Source organism: Rhodovulum sp. BSW8 (assembly GCF_003314725.1).
Classification (GTDB): Bacteria; Pseudomonadota; Alphaproteobacteria; order Rhodobacterales; family Rhodobacteraceae; genus Rhodovulum; species Rhodovulum visakhapatnamense.
Window position 1 is genome coordinate 58,498 of record NZ_QNVX01000066.1, and the last position, 16,244, is coordinate 74,741.

The following is a 16,244-nucleotide window of genomic DNA, read 5'->3' on the forward strand; positions in this document are numbered from 1 at the left end:
CTTGCCGTCGCCCGGCCGCCCCGTCTATGGTGCGCGCGGTCAACGGAGGAGCCCATGGCGCGCCTGCCCCTATGCCTTGCCGCAGCGCTGCTGCCCGCGCTTGCCGCCTGCACCGATTTCCCAGAGATCGACGCGGCCGAACGCGCCGTGACGGGGCCGACCCTCGCCCCCGAAATCGCCCCGATCGACCCGCTTCTGGACCGGGCGCAGGCGGTTCGGGACCAGGCGCCGCCCGAACCCTCGCTGGAAGGCCGGGCCGCAGCGCTGAAGGCCCGCGCGGCCCGGCTGCGCGCCCGCGAGATCTGAGCCGACCCCGGGCGCGCCCCGGTCGCGTTGCATGCCCGGCGGCTTCGCGCTAACAACCCGCGAACCCTCAGCCTGTGATCCGGGAGCCGCCTTCATGACTACCCCCTTGCGTCTTGGCATCGCCGGTCTCGGCACGGTCGGAGCCGGCGTCCTCAAGATCGTCCAGTCCCGCGCCAATCTGCTGGCCCAGCGCGGCGGGCGGCCGGTGGTCGTCACGGCGGTTTCGGCCCGCAGCCGCGGCAAGGACCGCGGCGTCGATCTGTCGGGCTATGCCTGGGAGGACGATCCGGTGGCGCTGGCCCGGCGCGACGATGTCGATGTGCTGGTCGAGCTGATGGGCGGCTCGGATGGCCCCGCCAAGGCCGCGACCGAGGCCGCGCTGGCCGCGGGCAAGGACGTGGTGACCGCGAACAAGGCGATGCTGGCGATCCATGGCCAGACCCTGGCCGAGACCGCCGAGGCGGCGGGTCGGGTGATCCGGTTCGAGGCGGCCGTCGCGGGCGGCATCCCGGTCGTCAAGGCACTGACCGAGGGGCTTGCCGGCAACCAGATCGCCCGGATCATGGGGGTGATGAACGGCACCTGCAACTACATCCTGACCCGGATGGAACGCGAGGGCCTGCCCTATGAGACTGTCTTCGACGAGGCGCAGGCACTCGGCTATCTCGAGGCCGACCCGACGCTCGATGTGGGCGGCATCGATGCGGGTCACAAGCTGTCTCTGCTGACCGCCATCGCCTTCGGCACCCGGGTCGATTTCGACGCGGTCGAGCTGGAGGGGATCGAACGGATTTCCATCGTCGATATCCGCCACGCCGCCGATATGGGCTTCCGGATCAAGCTTCTGGGGGTGGCGCAGATGACCGGGCGCGGGCTCGAACAACGGATGTCGCCCTGCCTGGTGCCGGCGCAATCGCCGCTGGGCCAGCTTGAGGGCGCGACCAACATGGTGGTGCTGGAAGGCGATGCGGTCGGCCAGATCGTGCTGCGCGGCGCGGGCGCGGGCGAGGGTCCGACCGCCAGCGCGGTGATGTCGGACGTGATCGACATTGCCCGCGGCTACCGGGTCGCGACCTTCGGCCAGCCCGCCGCCGGGCTCGAAAGCGCCCGCCCGGCCCGGGCCACGGTCGCGGCGCCCTACTATCTGCGGATGGAACTGCAGGACAAGCCCGGCGCGCTTGCCAAGGTGGCGGCGGTGCTGGGCGAGGCCGGGGTCTCGATCAACCGCATGCGCCAGACCCGCCACAGCGAAACCACCGCCCCGGTTCTGGTCGTCACCCACAAGACCACCCGCGACGCGCTGGATCAGGCGCTGAAGGGCTTCGCCGCGACCGGCGTGGTGGTGGGCGACCCGGTCGCGATCCGGATCGAGGACGTCTGATCCGCCGGATCGTCTCGCCCGAAGCCGAGTCGCGGGGTCACACCCATTCGCTCGGTGCCGGGCGTGCAGGATGGTCACGAATTGTTTCCATCCGCCCAAAAGTGACGTTGCGTCACCGGCAATTTACCGCCGATTAACCTTAACAGGGCATTAAGGCAGGGTTTCTCTCCGAACGGGAGCCCCATGCCGCAGGTCATTTCCCTGGCGTCGGCGCGCAGCCGCCGCGCGCCCACTCCCGAGTCCGTCGCCCCCGCCCGCCCGAGCGACCTGCGGCTGGGCGAGTTGCTGCTGGCCTCGGGCGCGCTGTCGCCCGAGGCGCTTGGCGGCGCGCTGGCCGGGCGGGCCCGGATGGAGATCCGGCTGGCCGATCTGCTGCTGGCCGAAGGTCTGGTACCGCCCGACGAGATCGACGCGACGCTGTGTCGGCTGCATGGCACCGGGCGCGCCGATTTTCAGTCCTGCCCGCCCGACCCCCGGCTGATCGACAGTCTCGGCCCGGCCCGCTGCCTGCGCGACGGGCTGCTGCCCTGGCGCCGGGTCGGCGGCGCCACGCTGATCGCCACCGCCCGGCCCGAACGGTTCGAGGATCACCGCGCCGACCTGCCCGCCGATCTGCAGCCCGCGGTGATGGTGATCTGCCGCGAGGGCGAATTGCAGGAGGCGCTGGCCGCGCGGCGCGCACCCGCTCTGGCGCGGGCGGCGGAAACCCGGGTCGGCGCCTGGGACAGCTGCCGGTTCTGGTATCGCGCAGGTCCGCGCGCCAGCGTGGTCCTGGGCCTCTCGGGCCTCGGGCTTGCAGCACTCATCTCGCCGCGGGCGGTGCTGACGCTGCTGACCCTCTGGACCGTGCTCTGGATGGTTCTGGGCACGGCGCTGAAGGCCGCGGCCGCGATCGCGCAGATCCGCGCCCTGCTGCGCGCCCGGCGCCATCCGCCGCCCCCCGAGCCGACCATCGCCCGGCTGCCCGCGGTGTCGATCCTGGTGCCGCTGTTTCGGGAAACCGAACTGGCGCCCAGGCTGATCGCCAGGCTCGCGCGGCTCGACTATCCCCGCGCGTTGCTCGACATCTGTCTTGTGACCGAGGCCGATGACAGTGCCACGCGCGGCATGCTCGACCGTACCCGCCTGCCGCCCTGGATGCGCTGCCTGACCGTGCCCAAGGGGCAGCTGAAAACCAAGCCGCGCGCGCTGAACTATGCGCTGGAATTCTGCCGCGGGTCGATCATCGGGGTCTACGACGCCGAGGACGCCCCCGCCCCCGACCAGATCCGCCGGATGGTCGCGCATTTCCACAGCCGCGGCCCCGAGGTCGCCTGCCTTCAGGGCGTGCTCGATTTCTACAACGCCCGGGCCAACTGGCTGGCGCGCTGTTTCACCGCCGAATATGCCGCCTGGTTCCGGGTGATTCTGCCCGGGCTTGCGCGGATGGGCGTACCGGTGCCGCTGGGCGGCACGACGCTGTTCTTCCGGCGCCCCGCGCTTGAAGCGCTGGGCGGCTGGGACGCCCATAACGTCACCGAGGATGCCGATCTGGGTATCCGTCTGGCCCGCCACGGCTACCGCACCGAATTTCTCGACAGCGTCACCGAGGAAGAGGCCAATTGCAGCGCCTGGCCCTGGGTGCGGCAACGGTCGCGCTGGCTCAAGGGCTATGCCATGACTTGGACGACCCACAGCCGCCGCCCCGGCCAGTTGCTGCGCCAGCTCGGCCCCTGGGGCACCTTCGGGATGCAGGTGATGTTCCTGGGCACACTCACGCAATTCGTCTTTGCGCCGCTCCTGTGGTCGTTCTGGCTGGTGCCGCTGGGGCTGCCGCATCCGCTGGCCGCAACGCTGACGCCGACCGGTCTTGCGGTCCTGTTCGCGCTTTTCATCGCCGCCGAGGTCATCAACCTGGCCATCGGTGCGCTGGGGCTGGCGCGGGCGGGCAAGCCCGGGCTCATCCCCTGGCTGCCGACGCTGCATCTTTACTTTCCGCTGGCCTCGATCGGGTCCTACAAGGCGCTCTGGGAAATGGCCGTGCGGCCGTTCTACTGGGACAAGACCCGGCATGGGCTGCATGAGGGCGAGACCCGCCGCGCCCCCGAAATCATCGCCGAGGCCCGGCCGCACAGCCCCGAGGATCAGCCCTCGGCCAGCATAGCATCGGCGTCGTGACGCAGCCGCGTTTCGAACGCGATCGAGATATGCCGCTTGAGCGCATCATAGGCGCCATCGCCGTCGCCCGCCTCGATGGCGCCGACGATGGCGTCATGCTCGGCCAGCGCATCGCGCCCCCGCCCCTCGACCGCCAGCGACGTCGTCGCCATCAGCGCCATGGTCCGATGCACCAGATCGAGCTGCTGCACCAGATAGCGGTTATGCGAGGCCAGATGGATCTGCTTGTGAAACCGCCGGTTCGCCCGTGCCAGCGCGGCGGGGTCGTTCAGAAGCTTGAAATCGTCCTCGACCATGCCGCGCAGCACCCGGGTTTCCTCGGCGGTGGCATGCCGCGCCGCCAGCCGCGCCGCCAGCCCCTCGAGTTCGGCCCGCACCACGTAAAGCTCGGCCATCTGATCATGGGTCAGCGAGGCCACGATCAGGCTGCGCCCGTCGCGCGACAGCAGCGACTGGGTCTCGAGCCGCTGCAGCGCCTCGCGGATCGGCGTCCGCGACACGCCGAAGCGTTCGGCAAGCTCGCTCTCGACAAGCCGGTCCCCGGGACGATAGACACCGACGTCGATCGCCTCGAGAATCAACTCGTAGGCATCCTTTTGTGCGGGTCTGACGTCCTTCATAACCATGGGCTCCTGCATACGATGGTAGACAATAGGACTCCGAGGCCGCGCAAATCAAGTCCTCCTCCTTGTGCCGATTGCCGCAGAGCCCTATCCAAAGGCGCATGATGCCTAAAGATTTCTCGAACCTGAGCGGCTGGGTCTTCGATCTGGACAACACATTGTATCCGCCCGAAGTCCGGTTGTTCGACCAGATCGAGGTCCGGATGACCGCCTTCGTCATGGAGACGCTGGGCGTGGCCGAGCCCGAGGCCAACCGTCTGCGCAAAAGCTACTGGGCCGAATTCGGGACGACTCTGGCCGGACTGATGGCGCTGCACGGGGTCGAGCCCGGCCCCTACATGACCCGCGTCCACGACATCTCGCTGGACCAGCTCACGCCCGACGCGGACCTGCGCGCGGGCATCGCCGCCCTGCCCGGGCGCAAGATCGTGCATACCAACGGCTCGGCCCCCTATGCCGAACGGGTCCTGGCGGCGCGCGGGCTCGATGGCGTCTTCGACGCGGTTTTCGGGGTCGAACATGCGGGCTATATCCCCAAACCCCGGCGCGAGGCCTTCGAAATCGTCGCGGCGCTTGGCGGCATCCTCCCGGGCGAGGCCGCGATTTTCGAGGACGACGCCCGCAACCTGGCCGAACCCTGCGCCATGGGCATGCGCACCGTGCATGTGGCCCCGGTCCGCGAGGACGCGGCCCATATCCACCACCATACCGACGACCTGACGGCCTTTCTCGGGCGCCTGTGCCGCCTTTAGTCGGCCTTGCCTTGAACACCGTTGTATGCGACGGGATGCCGCGTGGGGCGCCAGAGCGAGGCTCCCATATCGGGAGCATCAAAGGGAGAATCGCATGACTTCGGAAACGACCACCGAGCCCACGGAAACCCCGCGCTGGCTGCGCAGTTTCTATGCCATTCCGGTGATCGGCTGGATCGCCCGCGACTTGAACGAGGGCGACGAGGACAACGTCTGGTATCTGGTCGGCGGCGCGCTGTGCCTGTGGGTCCTCGCGATCCTGCAATGGGGCGTGCTGGGGCTGTATCTGCCCGCGGTCGTTGCCACCTGGGTGTGCCTCGGGATGCTGATCTGGATCAGCCGCGGCTGAGCCACGATCTCTTGGCCCCAACCTCTTGGACCCCGGAGGCCGGCAGGCTATCTGAGGATCAGGAGGCATCCAGATGACGCGCATTTCCACCGATATCCTGATTTCCGGCGGCGGCGTCGCCGGACTGACCGCCGCGGCGCTGTTCGGCACCGAGGGCTATTCCGTGATCTGCGTGGACCCCGCGCCGCCGGTCACCGAGGAAACCGCCGAGGGCGCCGACCTGCGCAGCACGGCCTTCCTGCAACCCTCGCTTGCCGTGCTGAAGGCAGCCGGGCTCTGGGACCGGCTGGACCCCTTCGCGACCGACCTGCAGGTGATGCGGATCGTCGATGCGGGTGGCAAGATCCCCTCGCCGCGCATCACCCGCGATTTCAACGCGACCGACGTGTCGGACCTGCCCTTCGGCTGGAACCTGCCGAACTGGCTCTTGCGGCGCGAGATGGTGCGGCGGCTCGAAGACCTGCCCAATGTCGATTTCCGCCCCGGCACCGCCACCACCGGGGTGCTGACCCGCGACGCGGAGGCGCTGGTCGATCTCAGCGACGGCACGAAGGTCTCGGCCCGGCTGCTGATCGGCGCCGACGGGCGCAATTCGCCCGTCCGCGAGGCGCTGGGGATCGGCGTGCGCACCATGCGCTATGGCCAGAAGGCGCTGGCCTTCGCCGTCACCCATTCCGAGCCCCATGGCAATGTCTCGACCGAGATCCACCGCTCGGGCGGACCGTTCACGCTGGTGCCGCTGCCCGATCGCGACGGCCGCCCCTGTTCGGCCATCGTCTGGATGGAACGCGGCCCCGAGGCGCTGCGCCTGGCCGCCCTGCCCGAGGCCGAGTTCAATGCCGAGATGACCGCGCGCTCGGGCGCGATCTACGGGCCGCTCCGGCTGGAAACCCGCCGCACCGTCTGGCCGATCATCAGCCAGGTCGCGCACCGCATGTCGGGCGAGCGGACCGCGCTGATCGCCGAGGCCGCCCATGTGATGCCGCCCATCGGCGCGCAGGGGCTGAACATGAGCCTCGCCGATCTGCGCGTGCTGCTGGATCTGTGCCGCGCCGCGCCGAACCGGATCGGCGAAGACCCGATGCTCGATCTCTATCACCGCCGCCGTCACCCCGAGGTGCTGGCCCGCGTGACCGGCATCGACCTGTTGAACCGCGCCTCGATGCAGTCCGCGCAACCGCTCCGCGACCTGCGCGCGGCGGGGGTGGCAAGCCTTTACGCGCTGAAACCGGTGCGCAGGACACTGATGCGGCTGGGCATGGGCGCGCGCGGCTGAGCGGCGAGCGCGCCTAGCCCAGCGGCCCGGGCAGGCGTTCCTCGCTGAGAATCACGTTGGCCTCGACATTTCCGACGCCGGGCAGGGTCATGATCCGGCGCCGCAGCACGCGCTCGAAATCGGGCAGGTCGCGGGCCACCACCTTCAGCCGGTAGTCGAACAGCCCCAGCACATGCTGCACCGTCTGCACTTCGGGGATCGCGGTCACCGCGCGTTCGAACTGTTCCAGCCCGACCCGCCCCTTGGTGGCCAGCTTGACGCCCAGAAACACGCTGACCGAAAAGCCCAGCGCCTCGGCATCCAGCACCGCCCGGCGCCCGGCGATGACACCCGACTCTTCCAGCCGCCGGATCCGCCGCCAGCAGGCCGGCTGGCTCAGCCCGAAGCGCCGTCCCAGCGCGCCCGCGCTTTGCGTCGCATCCTCGGCCAGCGCGCGCAGGATCCTGCGGTCGGTCTCGTCCAGCTCGATCACAGCGGCAAAGCCTCGGCGCGCTTGATATCGGCCACATGCATCAGCGCCTCGATATCGGCGATATGCGGCAGGGTCAGGATGCGGGTGCGGTAGAGTTCCTGATAATGCGCCATGTCGCGCGCGAGGATGTTCAGCCGCACATCGACCCGGCCCAGAAAGGTCTGGATCTCGCGCACCTCGGGCACCTCGCGCGCCGCCGCGACGAATTCGTCGAAGGCGCGGGGATTGGTCTTGTCGAGCGAAAAGCGCAGGCTGACCTCGACCGAATAGCCCAGCGCCCGCCAGTCGATCACCGCCTGGATGGCCTTCAATGCCCCCTTGGCGCGCAGCTTTTCCAGCCGCCGCCAGCAGGTCGCGGTGGTCAGCCCGGCCCGATCCGCCAGATCGGCGGTCGAGAGTCCCGGCTCGGCCTGCAGATAGCGCAGCAGGCGGCGATCGGCATCGTCCAGTTGAATGATCATTGCGACTCTGCCAGGTCAGACGAATGCATTTTTCCGTTTCTGGCGAATTTCTTCAAGGAATGAAACCCGTCCCGTTCGGGATGCGCCTAAATTCGCGCCAACCGACCCTCATGAAGGACGAACGCGATGCGCGTGTATTACGACCGTGACTGCGACATCAACCTGATCAAGGACAAGAAGGTGGCGATCCTGGGCTACGGCTCCCAGGGCCATGCCCATGCGCTGAACCTGCGCGACTCGGGCGCCAAGAACGTCGTCGTCGCCCTGCGCGAAGGCTCGGCCTCGGCCAAGAAAGCCGAAGCCGAAGGCCTGGCCGTGATGGGCATCGCCGAAGCCGCCGCCTGGTGCGACCTGATCATGTTCACCATGCCCGACGAGCTGCAGGCCGAGACCTACAGGAAATACGTCCATGACAACCTGAAGGAAGGCGCCGCCATCGCCTTCGCCCACGGCCTGAACGTGCATTTCGGCCTGATCGAGCCCAAGCCCGGCGTCGACGTCATCATGATGGCCCCGAAGGGCCCCGGCCACACCGTGCGCGGCGAATACGTCAAGGGCGGCGGCGTGCCCTGCCTGGTGGCGGTCGCCAATGACGCGACCGGCAAGGCGCTGGAACTGGGGCTCAGCTACTGCTCGGCCATCGGCGGCGGCCGCTCGGGCATCATCGAGACGAGCTTCAAGGAAGAATGCGAAACCGACCTCTTCGGCGAACAGGCGGTCCTGTGCGGCGGCCTGGTCGAGCTGATCCGGATGGGCTTCGAGACCCTGGTCGAGGCGGGCTACGCCCCCGAGATGGCCTATTTCGAATGCCTGCACGAGGTGAAGCTGATCGTCGACCTGATCTATGAAGGCGGCATCGCCAACATGAACTACTCGATCTCGAATACCGCCGAATACGGCGAATACGTGTCGGGTCCGCGCATCCTGCCCTATGACGAGACCAAGGCGCGGATGAAGGCGGTTCTGAACGACATCCAGTCGGGCGTCTTCGTGCGCAACTGGATGCAGGAATGCGCCGTCGGCCAGCCCTCGTTCAAGGCCACCCGCCGCAACAACGACGCCCACCAGATCGAACAGGTCGGCGATAAACTGCGCGCCATGATGCCCTGGATCACCGCCGGCAAGATGGTCGACAAGTCGAAGAACTGAGCCCGTCCCTCTCGGATACGGCAAGAAGGGCCCCGGATTTCTCCGGGGCCCTTCGCGTTTCCCTGTCCCGACAGGCAGCCGGGGTCACGGCGCGCCCTTGCCGTCGCTCCGGGTGCTCGGCGCGTCCGCGGCCAGGGTGCTCTTGGGGGCATCCGGGTCGGCCTTGCGCGCCTCGGTCCGGCGCTTGCTGACCCAGGCGAAGACCACAACGGCGCACAGCGTACCGAGAGCGAGAGTTGCGATCAGGGACGTGGCGTCCATGGATGAAGCGTCCATACGGGCTCTCCTCGAAAACTGCGGGCGCATCTGATTGCGCCCACTTCCGAAGACCCAACGGTTCGGGGCTGAACGCGTTCCCTGCCGCTTTCTCCCTGGCGAACGGCCGCGCGGAAGGATCAGACCCCGGCCAGTCCCGCCGCGCCTTTCGCGGTCACCGCCTCGACCGCGTGCACCACTTCCTCGACAACGTCCGTCAGGAGCGTGTCATCCTCGCATTCGGCCATGACCCGGATCAGCGGCTCGGTCCCCGACTTGCGGATCAGAAGCCGCCCATGTCCGTTCAGCCGGTGCTCGGCCTCGGCGATGGCGGCCTTGACCGGCGCCGTGCCCAGCGGGTCGGCCCCGGCGGCATAGCGGACGTTCTTCAGCAATTGCGGCACCCGGTCGAAACGGCGCGCAAGATCCGAGGCCGGACGCCCGGTCTCGACCATCGCCGCGAGAAATTGCAGCCCCGCCAGCAGCCCGTCGCCGGTGGTGCAATAATCGGTCATCACGATGTGGCCCGACTGCTCGCCGCCAAGGTTCCAGCCGCCCTTGCGCATCGCCTCGACCACATAGCGGTCGCCGACCGCGGTGCGCTCAAGCCGAAGCCCCTGCGCCTCCAGATGCCGCTCGAGCCCAAGATTGGACATCACCGTCGCGACCAGCGTGCCATCGCGCAGCCGCCCCTGCGCCGCCCAGCGTTCGGCGAACAACGCCATGATCTGGTCGCCGTCGGCGACGGCGCCGGTCTCGTCGATGATCATCACCCGGTCGGCATCGCCGTCGAGGCAGATCCCCAGATCGGCGCCATGGGCCACCACCGCAGCGGCCGCGGTATCGGGATGGGTCGAGCCGCATTTCTGGTTGATGTTGAAGCCGTTCGGCTCGGTGCCCACGGGCACCACCTCGGCGCCCAGTTCCCACAGCACGGTCGGCGCCACCCGGTAGGCCGCCCCGTTGGCGCAATCGGCGACGACCTTCAGCCCGTCCAGCCGAAGCCCGCGCGGGAAGGTCGTCTTCAGGAATTCCGCATAGCGCCAGAGCCCGTCGTCGATCCGCTTGGCGCTGCCGATATTGGCGGGCTGGCTCAGCGCGATCTCGCCTTGCAGGATCGCCTCGATATCGGCTTCGGCCTCGTCCGACAGCTTGAAACCCGAGGGGCCGAAGAACTTGATGCCGTTGTCTTCATGCGGGTTGTGGCTGGCCGAGATCATGATGCCCAGATCGGCCCGCATCGACTGGGTCAGAAAGCCCACGGCCGGCGTCGGCACCGGCCCCAGAAGCAGCACGTTCATGCCGGTCGAGGTCAGCCCGGCGGTCAGCGCGGTTTCCAGCATGTAGCCCGACCGGCGCGTGTCCTTGCCGATCACCACGCGGTGCCGGTTGAGCCCGTCGGTCCGGAAATAGCGCCCGGCCGCCTGGCCCAGCCGCAGCGCCATGTCGGGCGTCATCGGATGGCTGTTGGCGCGGCCGCGCACGCCGTCGGTGCCGAAGATCTGTCTACTCATGTCCCAGCTCCATGCCCTTGACCGCCGCGTCGAGCCGCATCGCCTGCCGCGTCTCGGCCGCGTCGTGCACCCGGAGGATCTGCACCCCCTGCCCGATGGCGGCCAGCGCCACCGCGACCGAGCCGGGTCCCCGCGCGGCCGCCAGCTCGGCGCCGCCGATGGTGCCGATGAACCGCTTGCGCGAGGCGCCCAGCAGCACCGGGCAGCCCAGTCCGTGAAAGAGGCTCAGCCCCCGCAGCAGCGCCAGATTATGGGCCAGCGTCTTGCCGAAGCCGATGCCGGGATCGACGACGATGCGCGAGGGCGGAATACCCGCCGCCAGCGCCGCCCGCACCCGCTCGACCAGAAAGTCGTAAACGTCGAGCAGCACGTGATCGTAATGCGGGTCCTTCTGCATGGTCGCAGGGTCGCCCTGGGCATGCATCAGGCAGACCGCCGCGCCCGCCCGCGCCGTCACCCCCGCCAGATCCGGATCGAAGCCCAGCGCCGCGACGTCATTGACCATGTCGGCGCCTGCCGCCAGCGCCGCTTCGGCCACCGCGGCCTTGCGGGTGTCGATCGAGACCGGTCGCGCGACCCCGGCGGCGCGCAGGGCCGCGATGACGGGTGCGGTCCGCTCGATTTCCTCGGCGACCGGCACATCGGCCGCACCGGGCCGGGTCGACTCGCCGCCGATATCGAGAATGTCAGAATGTTCGGCCAGCGCGCGGCCATGGGCCAGTGCCGTCTCGGGCCGGTCGTGCTGCCCGCCATCGGAAAAGCTGTCAGGCGTGACATTGAGAATGCCCATCAGCCGCGGACGGTCCATGGTCAGCCCGGCGATGGCCGGGCGCGGCGCTGTCAGGGCGATGCGCCATTCCTCGGGGATTGCGCGCGCCGGCACCAGCCGCGGCGGCTCGGACCGGTCCAGAACCTCGGCCATCGCGAACCAGCCCCAGCCACCCGCCAGGGTCAGGGCGTCGGCGGGGCGGGCAGGATCGGTCTGGACGATAGGGCGAAAATAGCGTGTCATGGGCCGTTGATCTGCCAACGGGCGTCGCTTGGCAAGCCGTCAGATCCCGGTCGCGACCGCCGCGGGCGGGACATAGCGCACGTCAAGCCCGCGCGGGTCGTGTTCGGGCACATCCTCGCCGATCACCAGCATCTGTTCGGCATGAAGCCCCTCGGCAAACCACAAGGCCAGCGCCAGCGCGTCGCGCGGACTGGCCGAGGGGCTTTCGACCGCGTCGAGCACAATCTTCGAGGGCGCCCAGACGCTGATCTGGCGATGCTTCATCGCCCAGTCGATCTCGGTCCGGCTGCCGCGCACCACACAGCGCGGATCGCGCCCGGCCAGCACCCAGGCGTTCTGTTCGATGGCCAGCAGGTCGATCCGGCGTTGCGCAAGCGCCACCCCTGCGCGCGGCGCGGGCGCCTCGGCCGCGCCCACGCAAAGCACAAGCGGCCGTGGCCCAGCCTGCCAGCGGTCGAGCCAAAGGGGCAGATCGGGCGCGGCCAGCGCCTCATTGGTCAGATAGACGACCAGCGGCACCAGGGCCGGTTCCGGCTCGGGCGCAACGGGGACCGGACGCGGTTGATCGGGCGCGCGGTCGCGCACGATCTCGACGCCCAGCGCGCCCGGCCCGCGGTCGAGCTTTTCGATCCGCACGAAGGCCCGCATCGCCTGTGGCGCGGCAAGAATGCGCTCGGCGATCCGCCCGGCCAGCGTCTCAAGCAGGTTCAGCCGTTCCGAGGACAGCTCGGCCGCGATGGCATCGGCGATCAGGTCATAGGACAGCACCCGGTCGACGTCGTCCTCCAGCGGCGCGGGATTGGGCCGCACCTCGACCACGACGTTGAAGCGCACCCGCTGGGTCGAGCCGCGTTCGGCCTGAAAGGCGCCGATCTCGACCGCGACCACATGATCTCGCAGCGAGATCCGGTCGCGCGGCGGGCGCGCGGGGTCCATCGCTTCGGCCCGCGCGGACGGGTGGGCGAAGGCAAGGCGGATTTCATCGGTCATCGGGCTCTCCGGCAGGCTGCCCCTCGTCATAGGCGGAAACGGAGGGCTCGAACACCCCGGGGGCGTCTTCCTGCCAGACGGATGCGACGGCTCGGCGCTCAGTTCGCCGCAAGCGCGCCGGGCTGGCGATAGAACACATGCTGCCCGATCGAGGCCGTGCGGGCAAAGCGCCGCGCCCAGTTCGGATCGACGCTGTGATTGTGATAATGGGTCGCGCCGCCGGTCAGCACCCGCGGGCTGCCATCCAGCATCAGCCGCGCGACCTTGCCAAGCCGGGCATACAGCCGCTGGTCGGACACATGTTCGGCACGACCGTCGCAGGTATAGGAAAACTGGCAGCGGTTGCGCTGACCGGTGCCCTGATTGACCACGGCACAGACGTTGTCGGGATAAAGCGGCGAGGCCACGCGGTTCAGGATCACCTCGGCCACAGCGAACTGCCCCTTGACCGTCTCGCCCCGCGCCTCGAAGTAGAGCGCCTCGGTCAGGCATTTCCAAGGCGCAGCGCCATGGGCCTGCGGCAACGCGTCCAGCCATTTCGGGTCGTAGCGCACCGCCTCCCGGGCCTTCGAGGGCGCGGCCAGCCGCTTGATCCGGCGCTGGCCGACCCGCTGCAGACCGGCGCGTTCGGCCCCGAGAAGCCGGGCGAGATTGTCTCCCAAAACCGCCGTCGGATCGTTCGACTGCGATCCGGTCATCTCTGCCAGGACAGCCGACCCGGCCAATGTGAAAGCTGCGGCCGCCGCGAGACCCGCGACCCGAACGCTTACCCGACCCATTTGCCCCTCACCGCTGACCTACAGAACGCAGGACCTTGGTCGGCCCTGAGGCGGCCGTTTAAGTCAAAATGGCTCAAATGTCTATCAGGGGGGCTATTTTGCAACCCAGGGAAGATCGAATTTCGGCAGATACTTGCGCATGACACCTCGCCTGAAACCCGAAGAATGCCCCCTAACCCATTGATTCAATAACGCCCATGTTTTGGGCGGCGGGCTGCCCCCAAAGCCAGCTGCGCGGCGGCCAGTCGCGCAACCGGCACCCGGAACGGCGAGCACGAAACATAGTCGAATCCGGCGGTCCGGCAGAAGGCAATCGAATCTGCGTTGCCGCCATGTTCGCCGCAGATCGACAGCACGATTCCGGGCCGGGCCTTCCGGCCGCGTTCGGCGCCGATGCTCAGCAATTCGCCGACCCCTTCGGTGTCGAGCACGTGGAACGGGTCCTCGGCAAACACGCCCTGCTTGACATAGGACCCCATGAAGCGCCCGGCATCGTCGCGCGACAGCCCATAGGTCATCTGCGTCAGATCGTTGGTGCCGAAGCTGAGGAAGGCCGCATGCTGGGCGATGTCGCCCGCCCGAAGCGCGGCCCTCGGCGTCTCGACCATCACGCCAAGACGAAAGGCGAAATCCACCCCCCGTTCGGTACGCACTGCGGCGGCCAGCGAGTCGATGCGGGTCTTGACCAGTTCGACCTCGCGCATCGCCGAAACCAGCGGGATCATGATCTCGGGCACGATGGACTGGCCCTTGCGCCGGGCCTCGATCGTGGCCTCGAAGATCGCCCTGGCCTGCATATCGTAGATCTCCGGCACGGCGATCCCAAGCCTGACCCCCCGCATCCCCAGCATCGGGTTGAATTCGGACAAGGCCTGAACCCGCCGGGTCACGTCGGACAGCGGCAGGTCCAGCGCTTCGGCCAGTTCCCGGATGCCCTCGCGCGATTGCGGCAAAAACTCGTGCAACGGCGGGTCGAACAGCCGGATGCAGACCGGAAGCCCCTGCATGATCTCGAAAAGCCGGATGAAATCGCTGCGCTGCATCGGCAGCAGGCGCTCCAGCACGGTGCCCCGGTCCTCGGGGCCGGCGGCAAAGATCATCTCATGCATGACCGTCAGGCGGTCATGTTCGAAAAACATATGTTCGGTGCGGCAAAGCCCGATCCCGTCCGCCCCGAACCGGCGCGCGGTCTCGGCATCGGCGGGGGTGTCGGCATTGGCACGGACGCCGATGTCGCAGGCCGCTTCGGCCCAGCCCATCAGCGCATGGAACGCATCGTCAAGCGCGGGCGGCAGCATCTTGGCCTCCCCCAGCAGCGCCTGCCCGTTGGTGCCGTCAAGCGTGACGACATCGCCCTCATGCAACTTGCGCCCGTCCGAGGTGATCAGCACGCCGTCACGGCGGTTCAGCCGCATATCCGACACGCCGACGACGCAGGGAACACCCAGCCCTCGCGCGATCACCGCCGCGTGGCTGGTCATGCCGCCCCGTTCGGTCATCACGCCCGCCGCCACATGCATGCCGCGAATGTCTTCGGGCGTGGTCTCGCGCCGCACCAGAATGCAGGCCTCGCCCCGCGCCGCGCTGGCCTGCGCCGCGGCCGACCCGAACACAAGCCGTCCCACCGCCGCGCCGGGGCTGGCGGCGATGCCCTGCGCGATCACCGGCCGCCGCCCGGTCGGATCGACCTGGCTGTGCAGAAGTTCGCTGACCGCGCGCGGCTCGATCCGGGCCAGCGCCTCTTCACGGGCGATGATCCCCTCATCGGCCAGCATCACCGCGATCCGCACCGCGCTGCGGGCACTGCGCTGCACCCGCACCGCGTCCAGAACCCAGAGCCGCCCGGCCTCGATGGTGAATTCGATCTGCATCTCTTCGCGGAGATTGATCCGGCAGGTCTCGCCGAACCGTTTGAGCCGGGCGAAAAGATCGGGGCAGCGATCCTCCAGCGCCGGACCGCGCGGATCGCGGGTCAGAAACAGCGCCTGTTTCTGGCGGCTGACCGCATCGCGGCCCTGGCTTTGGCCCAGATACCGCCCGGTGATGCGCCGCTGTCCGGTGGTCCCGTCGACGAACTGGATCACCCCCGAGCCGCTTTCCTCGGGTCCGAGGCCCAGCGCCATCTGCTGCACCACAAGCCCCAGCCCGGCCTCGGCCGGTGCGCCCTTGGCCTGCCGCAAAAGCCGCGCCGTGGTCCCCTCCCAGGCCCGTGCCATGGATCGCAGGACTTCCTGCAACTGCCGCGCGGGATCCTGCGGAAACGGCTCTTCGGCCTCTTCGGCATAGGCCTCGAGGGCGGCGCGCAAGGTTTCGCCCGCATAGCCCTCGGCCTCGAAGAGATCGGGGTCGAGCCGCGCCACATGGACCGCATAGGCCTGGATGAAGCGCAGATACAGCGCGTTGGCCGCAGCCTCGCCATGGGTCTCGCACAGAGCCGTATGGCGTGCGTCGTTCATGCCGATATTGAGGATCGAGGCCGGTCCTCCCCAGTCGGGGTCCTGCGAGCTGGGCCGGACCGAAATCAGGGGCGCCGCGCCGAAAACCGCCAGAAGGGCCTCGGTATCGGGCATCTGGCCCAGCGCGATGCGGTGCACGGCCTCGAAGGACAGGGCGACGGTCCGCGGCACCGGCAGGTCGATGCGGATCAGGCGTTGCAGGCATTTCGCCCGCCCGCCATGGCGGTCCGCGGCGATGGCCGCGTCCGGCGTTATCTCGGTAAAGTCAACGATATCCGTGAGTTTCCGCACCGCAGCATCCTTCGCCCATGC

At 68.7% G+C, this 16,244-nt stretch carries 16 protein-coding genes; 7 read left to right on the forward strand and 9 right to left on the reverse strand.

Annotated elements, in window-relative coordinates; all coding sequences use genetic code 11:
- Positions 1 to 54: 54 nt before the first annotated feature.
- The 3 genes from DSD19_RS19845 (at position 55) to DSD19_RS19855 (ending at position 3,844) form a co-directional block, all read left to right on the forward strand.
- A complete protein-coding gene (locus DSD19_RS19845; protein ID WP_075784948.1) occupies positions 55 to 306 on the forward strand; it encodes a hypothetical protein in 252 nt (83 codons plus the stop codon).
- Between the two features lie 94 nt (positions 307 to 400).
- Positions 401 to 1,687, forward strand: coding sequence for a homoserine dehydrogenase (locus DSD19_RS19850; protein WP_075784947.1), 1,287 nt, complete (start codon positions 401 to 403; stop codon positions 1,685 to 1,687).
- A 183-nt stretch (positions 1,688 to 1,870) separates the two neighbouring features.
- A complete protein-coding gene (locus tag DSD19_RS19855; protein ID WP_243628166.1) occupies positions 1,871 to 3,844 on the forward strand; it encodes a glycosyltransferase family 2 protein in 1,974 nt (657 codons plus the stop codon).
- Here the strand turns inward: DSD19_RS19855 and DSD19_RS19860 are convergent.
- Positions 3,811 to 4,464: a GntR family transcriptional regulator gene (locus DSD19_RS19860; RefSeq protein ID WP_075784945.1), complete on the reverse strand. Its 654-nt coding sequence runs from the start codon at positions 4,462 to 4,464 to the stop codon at positions 3,811 to 3,813. The two genes, DSD19_RS19855 and DSD19_RS19860, sit on opposite strands and share 34 nt — an antisense overlap.
- 104 nt (positions 4,465 to 4,568) lie before the next feature.
- Between DSD19_RS19860 and DSD19_RS19865 the strand changes: the two genes are divergently transcribed.
- The 3 genes from DSD19_RS19865 to DSD19_RS19875 all read left to right on the forward strand — a co-directional run bounded on the left by DSD19_RS19865 (position 4,569) and on the right by DSD19_RS19875 (position 6,844).
- Positions 4,569 to 5,219, forward strand: a complete 651-nt coding sequence (locus DSD19_RS19865) for a pyrimidine 5'-nucleotidase (protein ID WP_075784944.1) — start codon at positions 4,569 to 4,571, stop codon at positions 5,217 to 5,219.
- A 94-nt stretch (positions 5,220 to 5,313) separates the two neighbouring features.
- Positions 5,314 to 5,568 (forward strand): hypothetical protein, encoded by a 255-nt coding sequence (locus tag DSD19_RS19870; RefSeq protein ID WP_075784943.1) that lies wholly within the window; start codon positions 5,314 to 5,316, stop codon positions 5,566 to 5,568.
- A 73-nt stretch (positions 5,569 to 5,641) separates the two neighbouring features.
- On the forward strand, positions 5,642 to 6,844 hold the full coding sequence (locus tag DSD19_RS19875) for a UbiH/UbiF family hydroxylase (protein ID WP_113670842.1): 1,203 nt from the start codon (positions 5,642 to 5,644) through the stop codon (positions 6,842 to 6,844).
- Positions 6,845 to 6,857: 13 nt separating this feature from the next.
- Here the strand turns inward: DSD19_RS19875 and DSD19_RS19880 are convergent, their stop codons facing one another.
- Positions 6,858 to 7,316, reverse strand: a complete 459-nt coding sequence (locus tag DSD19_RS19880) for an Lrp/AsnC family transcriptional regulator (RefSeq protein ID WP_113670843.1) — start codon at positions 7,314 to 7,316, stop codon at positions 6,858 to 6,860.
- Positions 7,313 to 7,777, reverse strand: a complete 465-nt coding sequence (locus DSD19_RS19885; RefSeq protein ID WP_075784940.1) for an Lrp/AsnC family transcriptional regulator — start codon at positions 7,775 to 7,777, stop codon at positions 7,313 to 7,315. Before DSD19_RS19885 ends, DSD19_RS19880 begins: the two co-directional genes overlap by 4 nt.
- Before the next feature lie 126 nt (positions 7,778 to 7,903).
- On the opposite strand from DSD19_RS19885, the gene ilvC reads away from it, so the two are divergent.
- Positions 7,904 to 8,926, forward strand: a complete 1,023-nt coding sequence (gene ilvC, locus DSD19_RS19890; protein WP_075784939.1) for a ketol-acid reductoisomerase — start codon at positions 7,904 to 7,906, stop codon at positions 8,924 to 8,926.
- An 84-nt stretch (positions 8,927 to 9,010) separates the two neighbouring features.
- Here the strand turns inward: ilvC and DSD19_RS21960 are convergent, their stop codons facing one another.
- From DSD19_RS21960 to DSD19_RS19920, 6 genes are all read right to left on the reverse strand, one after another.
- The gene (locus DSD19_RS21960; RefSeq protein ID WP_207802494.1) at positions 9,011 to 9,187 is read right to left on the reverse strand and encodes a hypothetical protein; all 177 of its coding nucleotides are present in this window, start codon (positions 9,185 to 9,187) and stop codon (positions 9,011 to 9,013) included.
- A 134-nt stretch (positions 9,188 to 9,321) separates the two neighbouring features.
- Positions 9,322 to 10,695, reverse strand: coding sequence for a phosphoglucosamine mutase (gene glmM, locus DSD19_RS19900; RefSeq protein ID WP_113670845.1), 1,374 nt, complete (start codon positions 10,693 to 10,695; stop codon positions 9,322 to 9,324).
- Entirely contained in the window at positions 10,688 to 11,707 is a 1,020-nt protein-coding gene (gene folP, locus DSD19_RS19905; RefSeq protein WP_075784936.1) for a dihydropteroate synthase, read from the reverse strand. Before folP ends, glmM begins: the two co-directional genes overlap by 8 nt.
- 39 nt (positions 11,708 to 11,746) lie before the next feature.
- A complete protein-coding gene (locus tag DSD19_RS19910; RefSeq protein ID WP_075784935.1) occupies positions 11,747 to 12,697 on the reverse strand; it encodes a dihydroneopterin aldolase in 951 nt (316 codons plus the stop codon).
- A 98-nt stretch (positions 12,698 to 12,795) separates the two neighbouring features.
- Positions 12,796 to 13,395, reverse strand: a complete 600-nt coding sequence (locus tag DSD19_RS19915) for a cell wall hydrolase (protein WP_243628167.1) — start codon at positions 13,393 to 13,395, stop codon at positions 12,796 to 12,798.
- 266 nt (positions 13,396 to 13,661) lie between these two features.
- Positions 13,662 to 16,223 (reverse strand): putative PEP-binding protein, encoded by a 2,562-nt coding sequence (locus tag DSD19_RS19920; protein WP_075784933.1) that lies wholly within the window; start codon positions 16,221 to 16,223, stop codon positions 13,662 to 13,664.
- Positions 16,224 to 16,244: the final 21 nt, after the last annotated feature.

Bases quoted from the DNA above. Each gene is read 5' to 3' on its own strand.
- DSD19_RS19845 (WP_075784948.1), top strand. From the start codon at position 55: ATGGCGCGCCTGCCCCTATGCCTTGCCGCAGCGCTGCTGCCCGCGCTT.
- DSD19_RS19850 (WP_075784947.1), top strand. From the start codon at position 401: ATGACTACCCCCTTGCGTCTTGGCATCGCCGGTCTCGGCACGGTCGGA.
- DSD19_RS19855 (WP_243628166.1), top strand. From the start codon at position 1,871: ATGCCGCAGGTCATTTCCCTGGCGTCGGCGCGCAGCCGCCGCGCGCCC.
- DSD19_RS19860 (WP_075784945.1), bottom strand. From the start codon at position 4,464: ATGAAGGACGTCAGACCCGCACAAAAGGATGCCTACGAGTTGATTCTC.
- DSD19_RS19865 (WP_075784944.1), top strand. From the start codon at position 4,569: ATGATGCCTAAAGATTTCTCGAACCTGAGCGGCTGGGTCTTCGATCTG.
- DSD19_RS19870 (WP_075784943.1), top strand. From the start codon at position 5,314: ATGACTTCGGAAACGACCACCGAGCCCACGGAAACCCCGCGCTGGCTG.
- DSD19_RS19875 (WP_113670842.1), top strand. From the start codon at position 5,642: ATGACGCGCATTTCCACCGATATCCTGATTTCCGGCGGCGGCGTCGCC.
- DSD19_RS19885 (WP_075784940.1), bottom strand. From the start codon at position 7,777: ATGATCATTCAACTGGACGATGCCGATCGCCGCCTGCTGCGCTATCTG.
- ilvC (WP_075784939.1), top strand. From the start codon at position 7,904: ATGCGCGTGTATTACGACCGTGACTGCGACATCAACCTGATCAAGGAC.
- DSD19_RS21960 (WP_207802494.1), bottom strand. From the start codon at position 9,187: ATGGACGCCACGTCCCTGATCGCAACTCTCGCTCTCGGTACGCTGTGC.
- glmM (WP_113670845.1), bottom strand. From the start codon at position 10,695: ATGAGTAGACAGATCTTCGGCACCGACGGCGTGCGCGGCCGCGCCAAC.
- folP (WP_075784936.1), bottom strand. From the start codon at position 11,707: ATGACACGCTATTTTCGCCCTATCGTCCAGACCGATCCTGCCCGCCCC.
- DSD19_RS19910 (WP_075784935.1), bottom strand. From the start codon at position 12,697: ATGACCGATGAAATCCGCCTTGCCTTCGCCCACCCGTCCGCGCGGGCC.
- DSD19_RS19915 (WP_243628167.1), bottom strand. From the start codon at position 13,395: ATGACCGGATCGCAGTCGAACGATCCGACGGCGGTTTTGGGAGACAAT.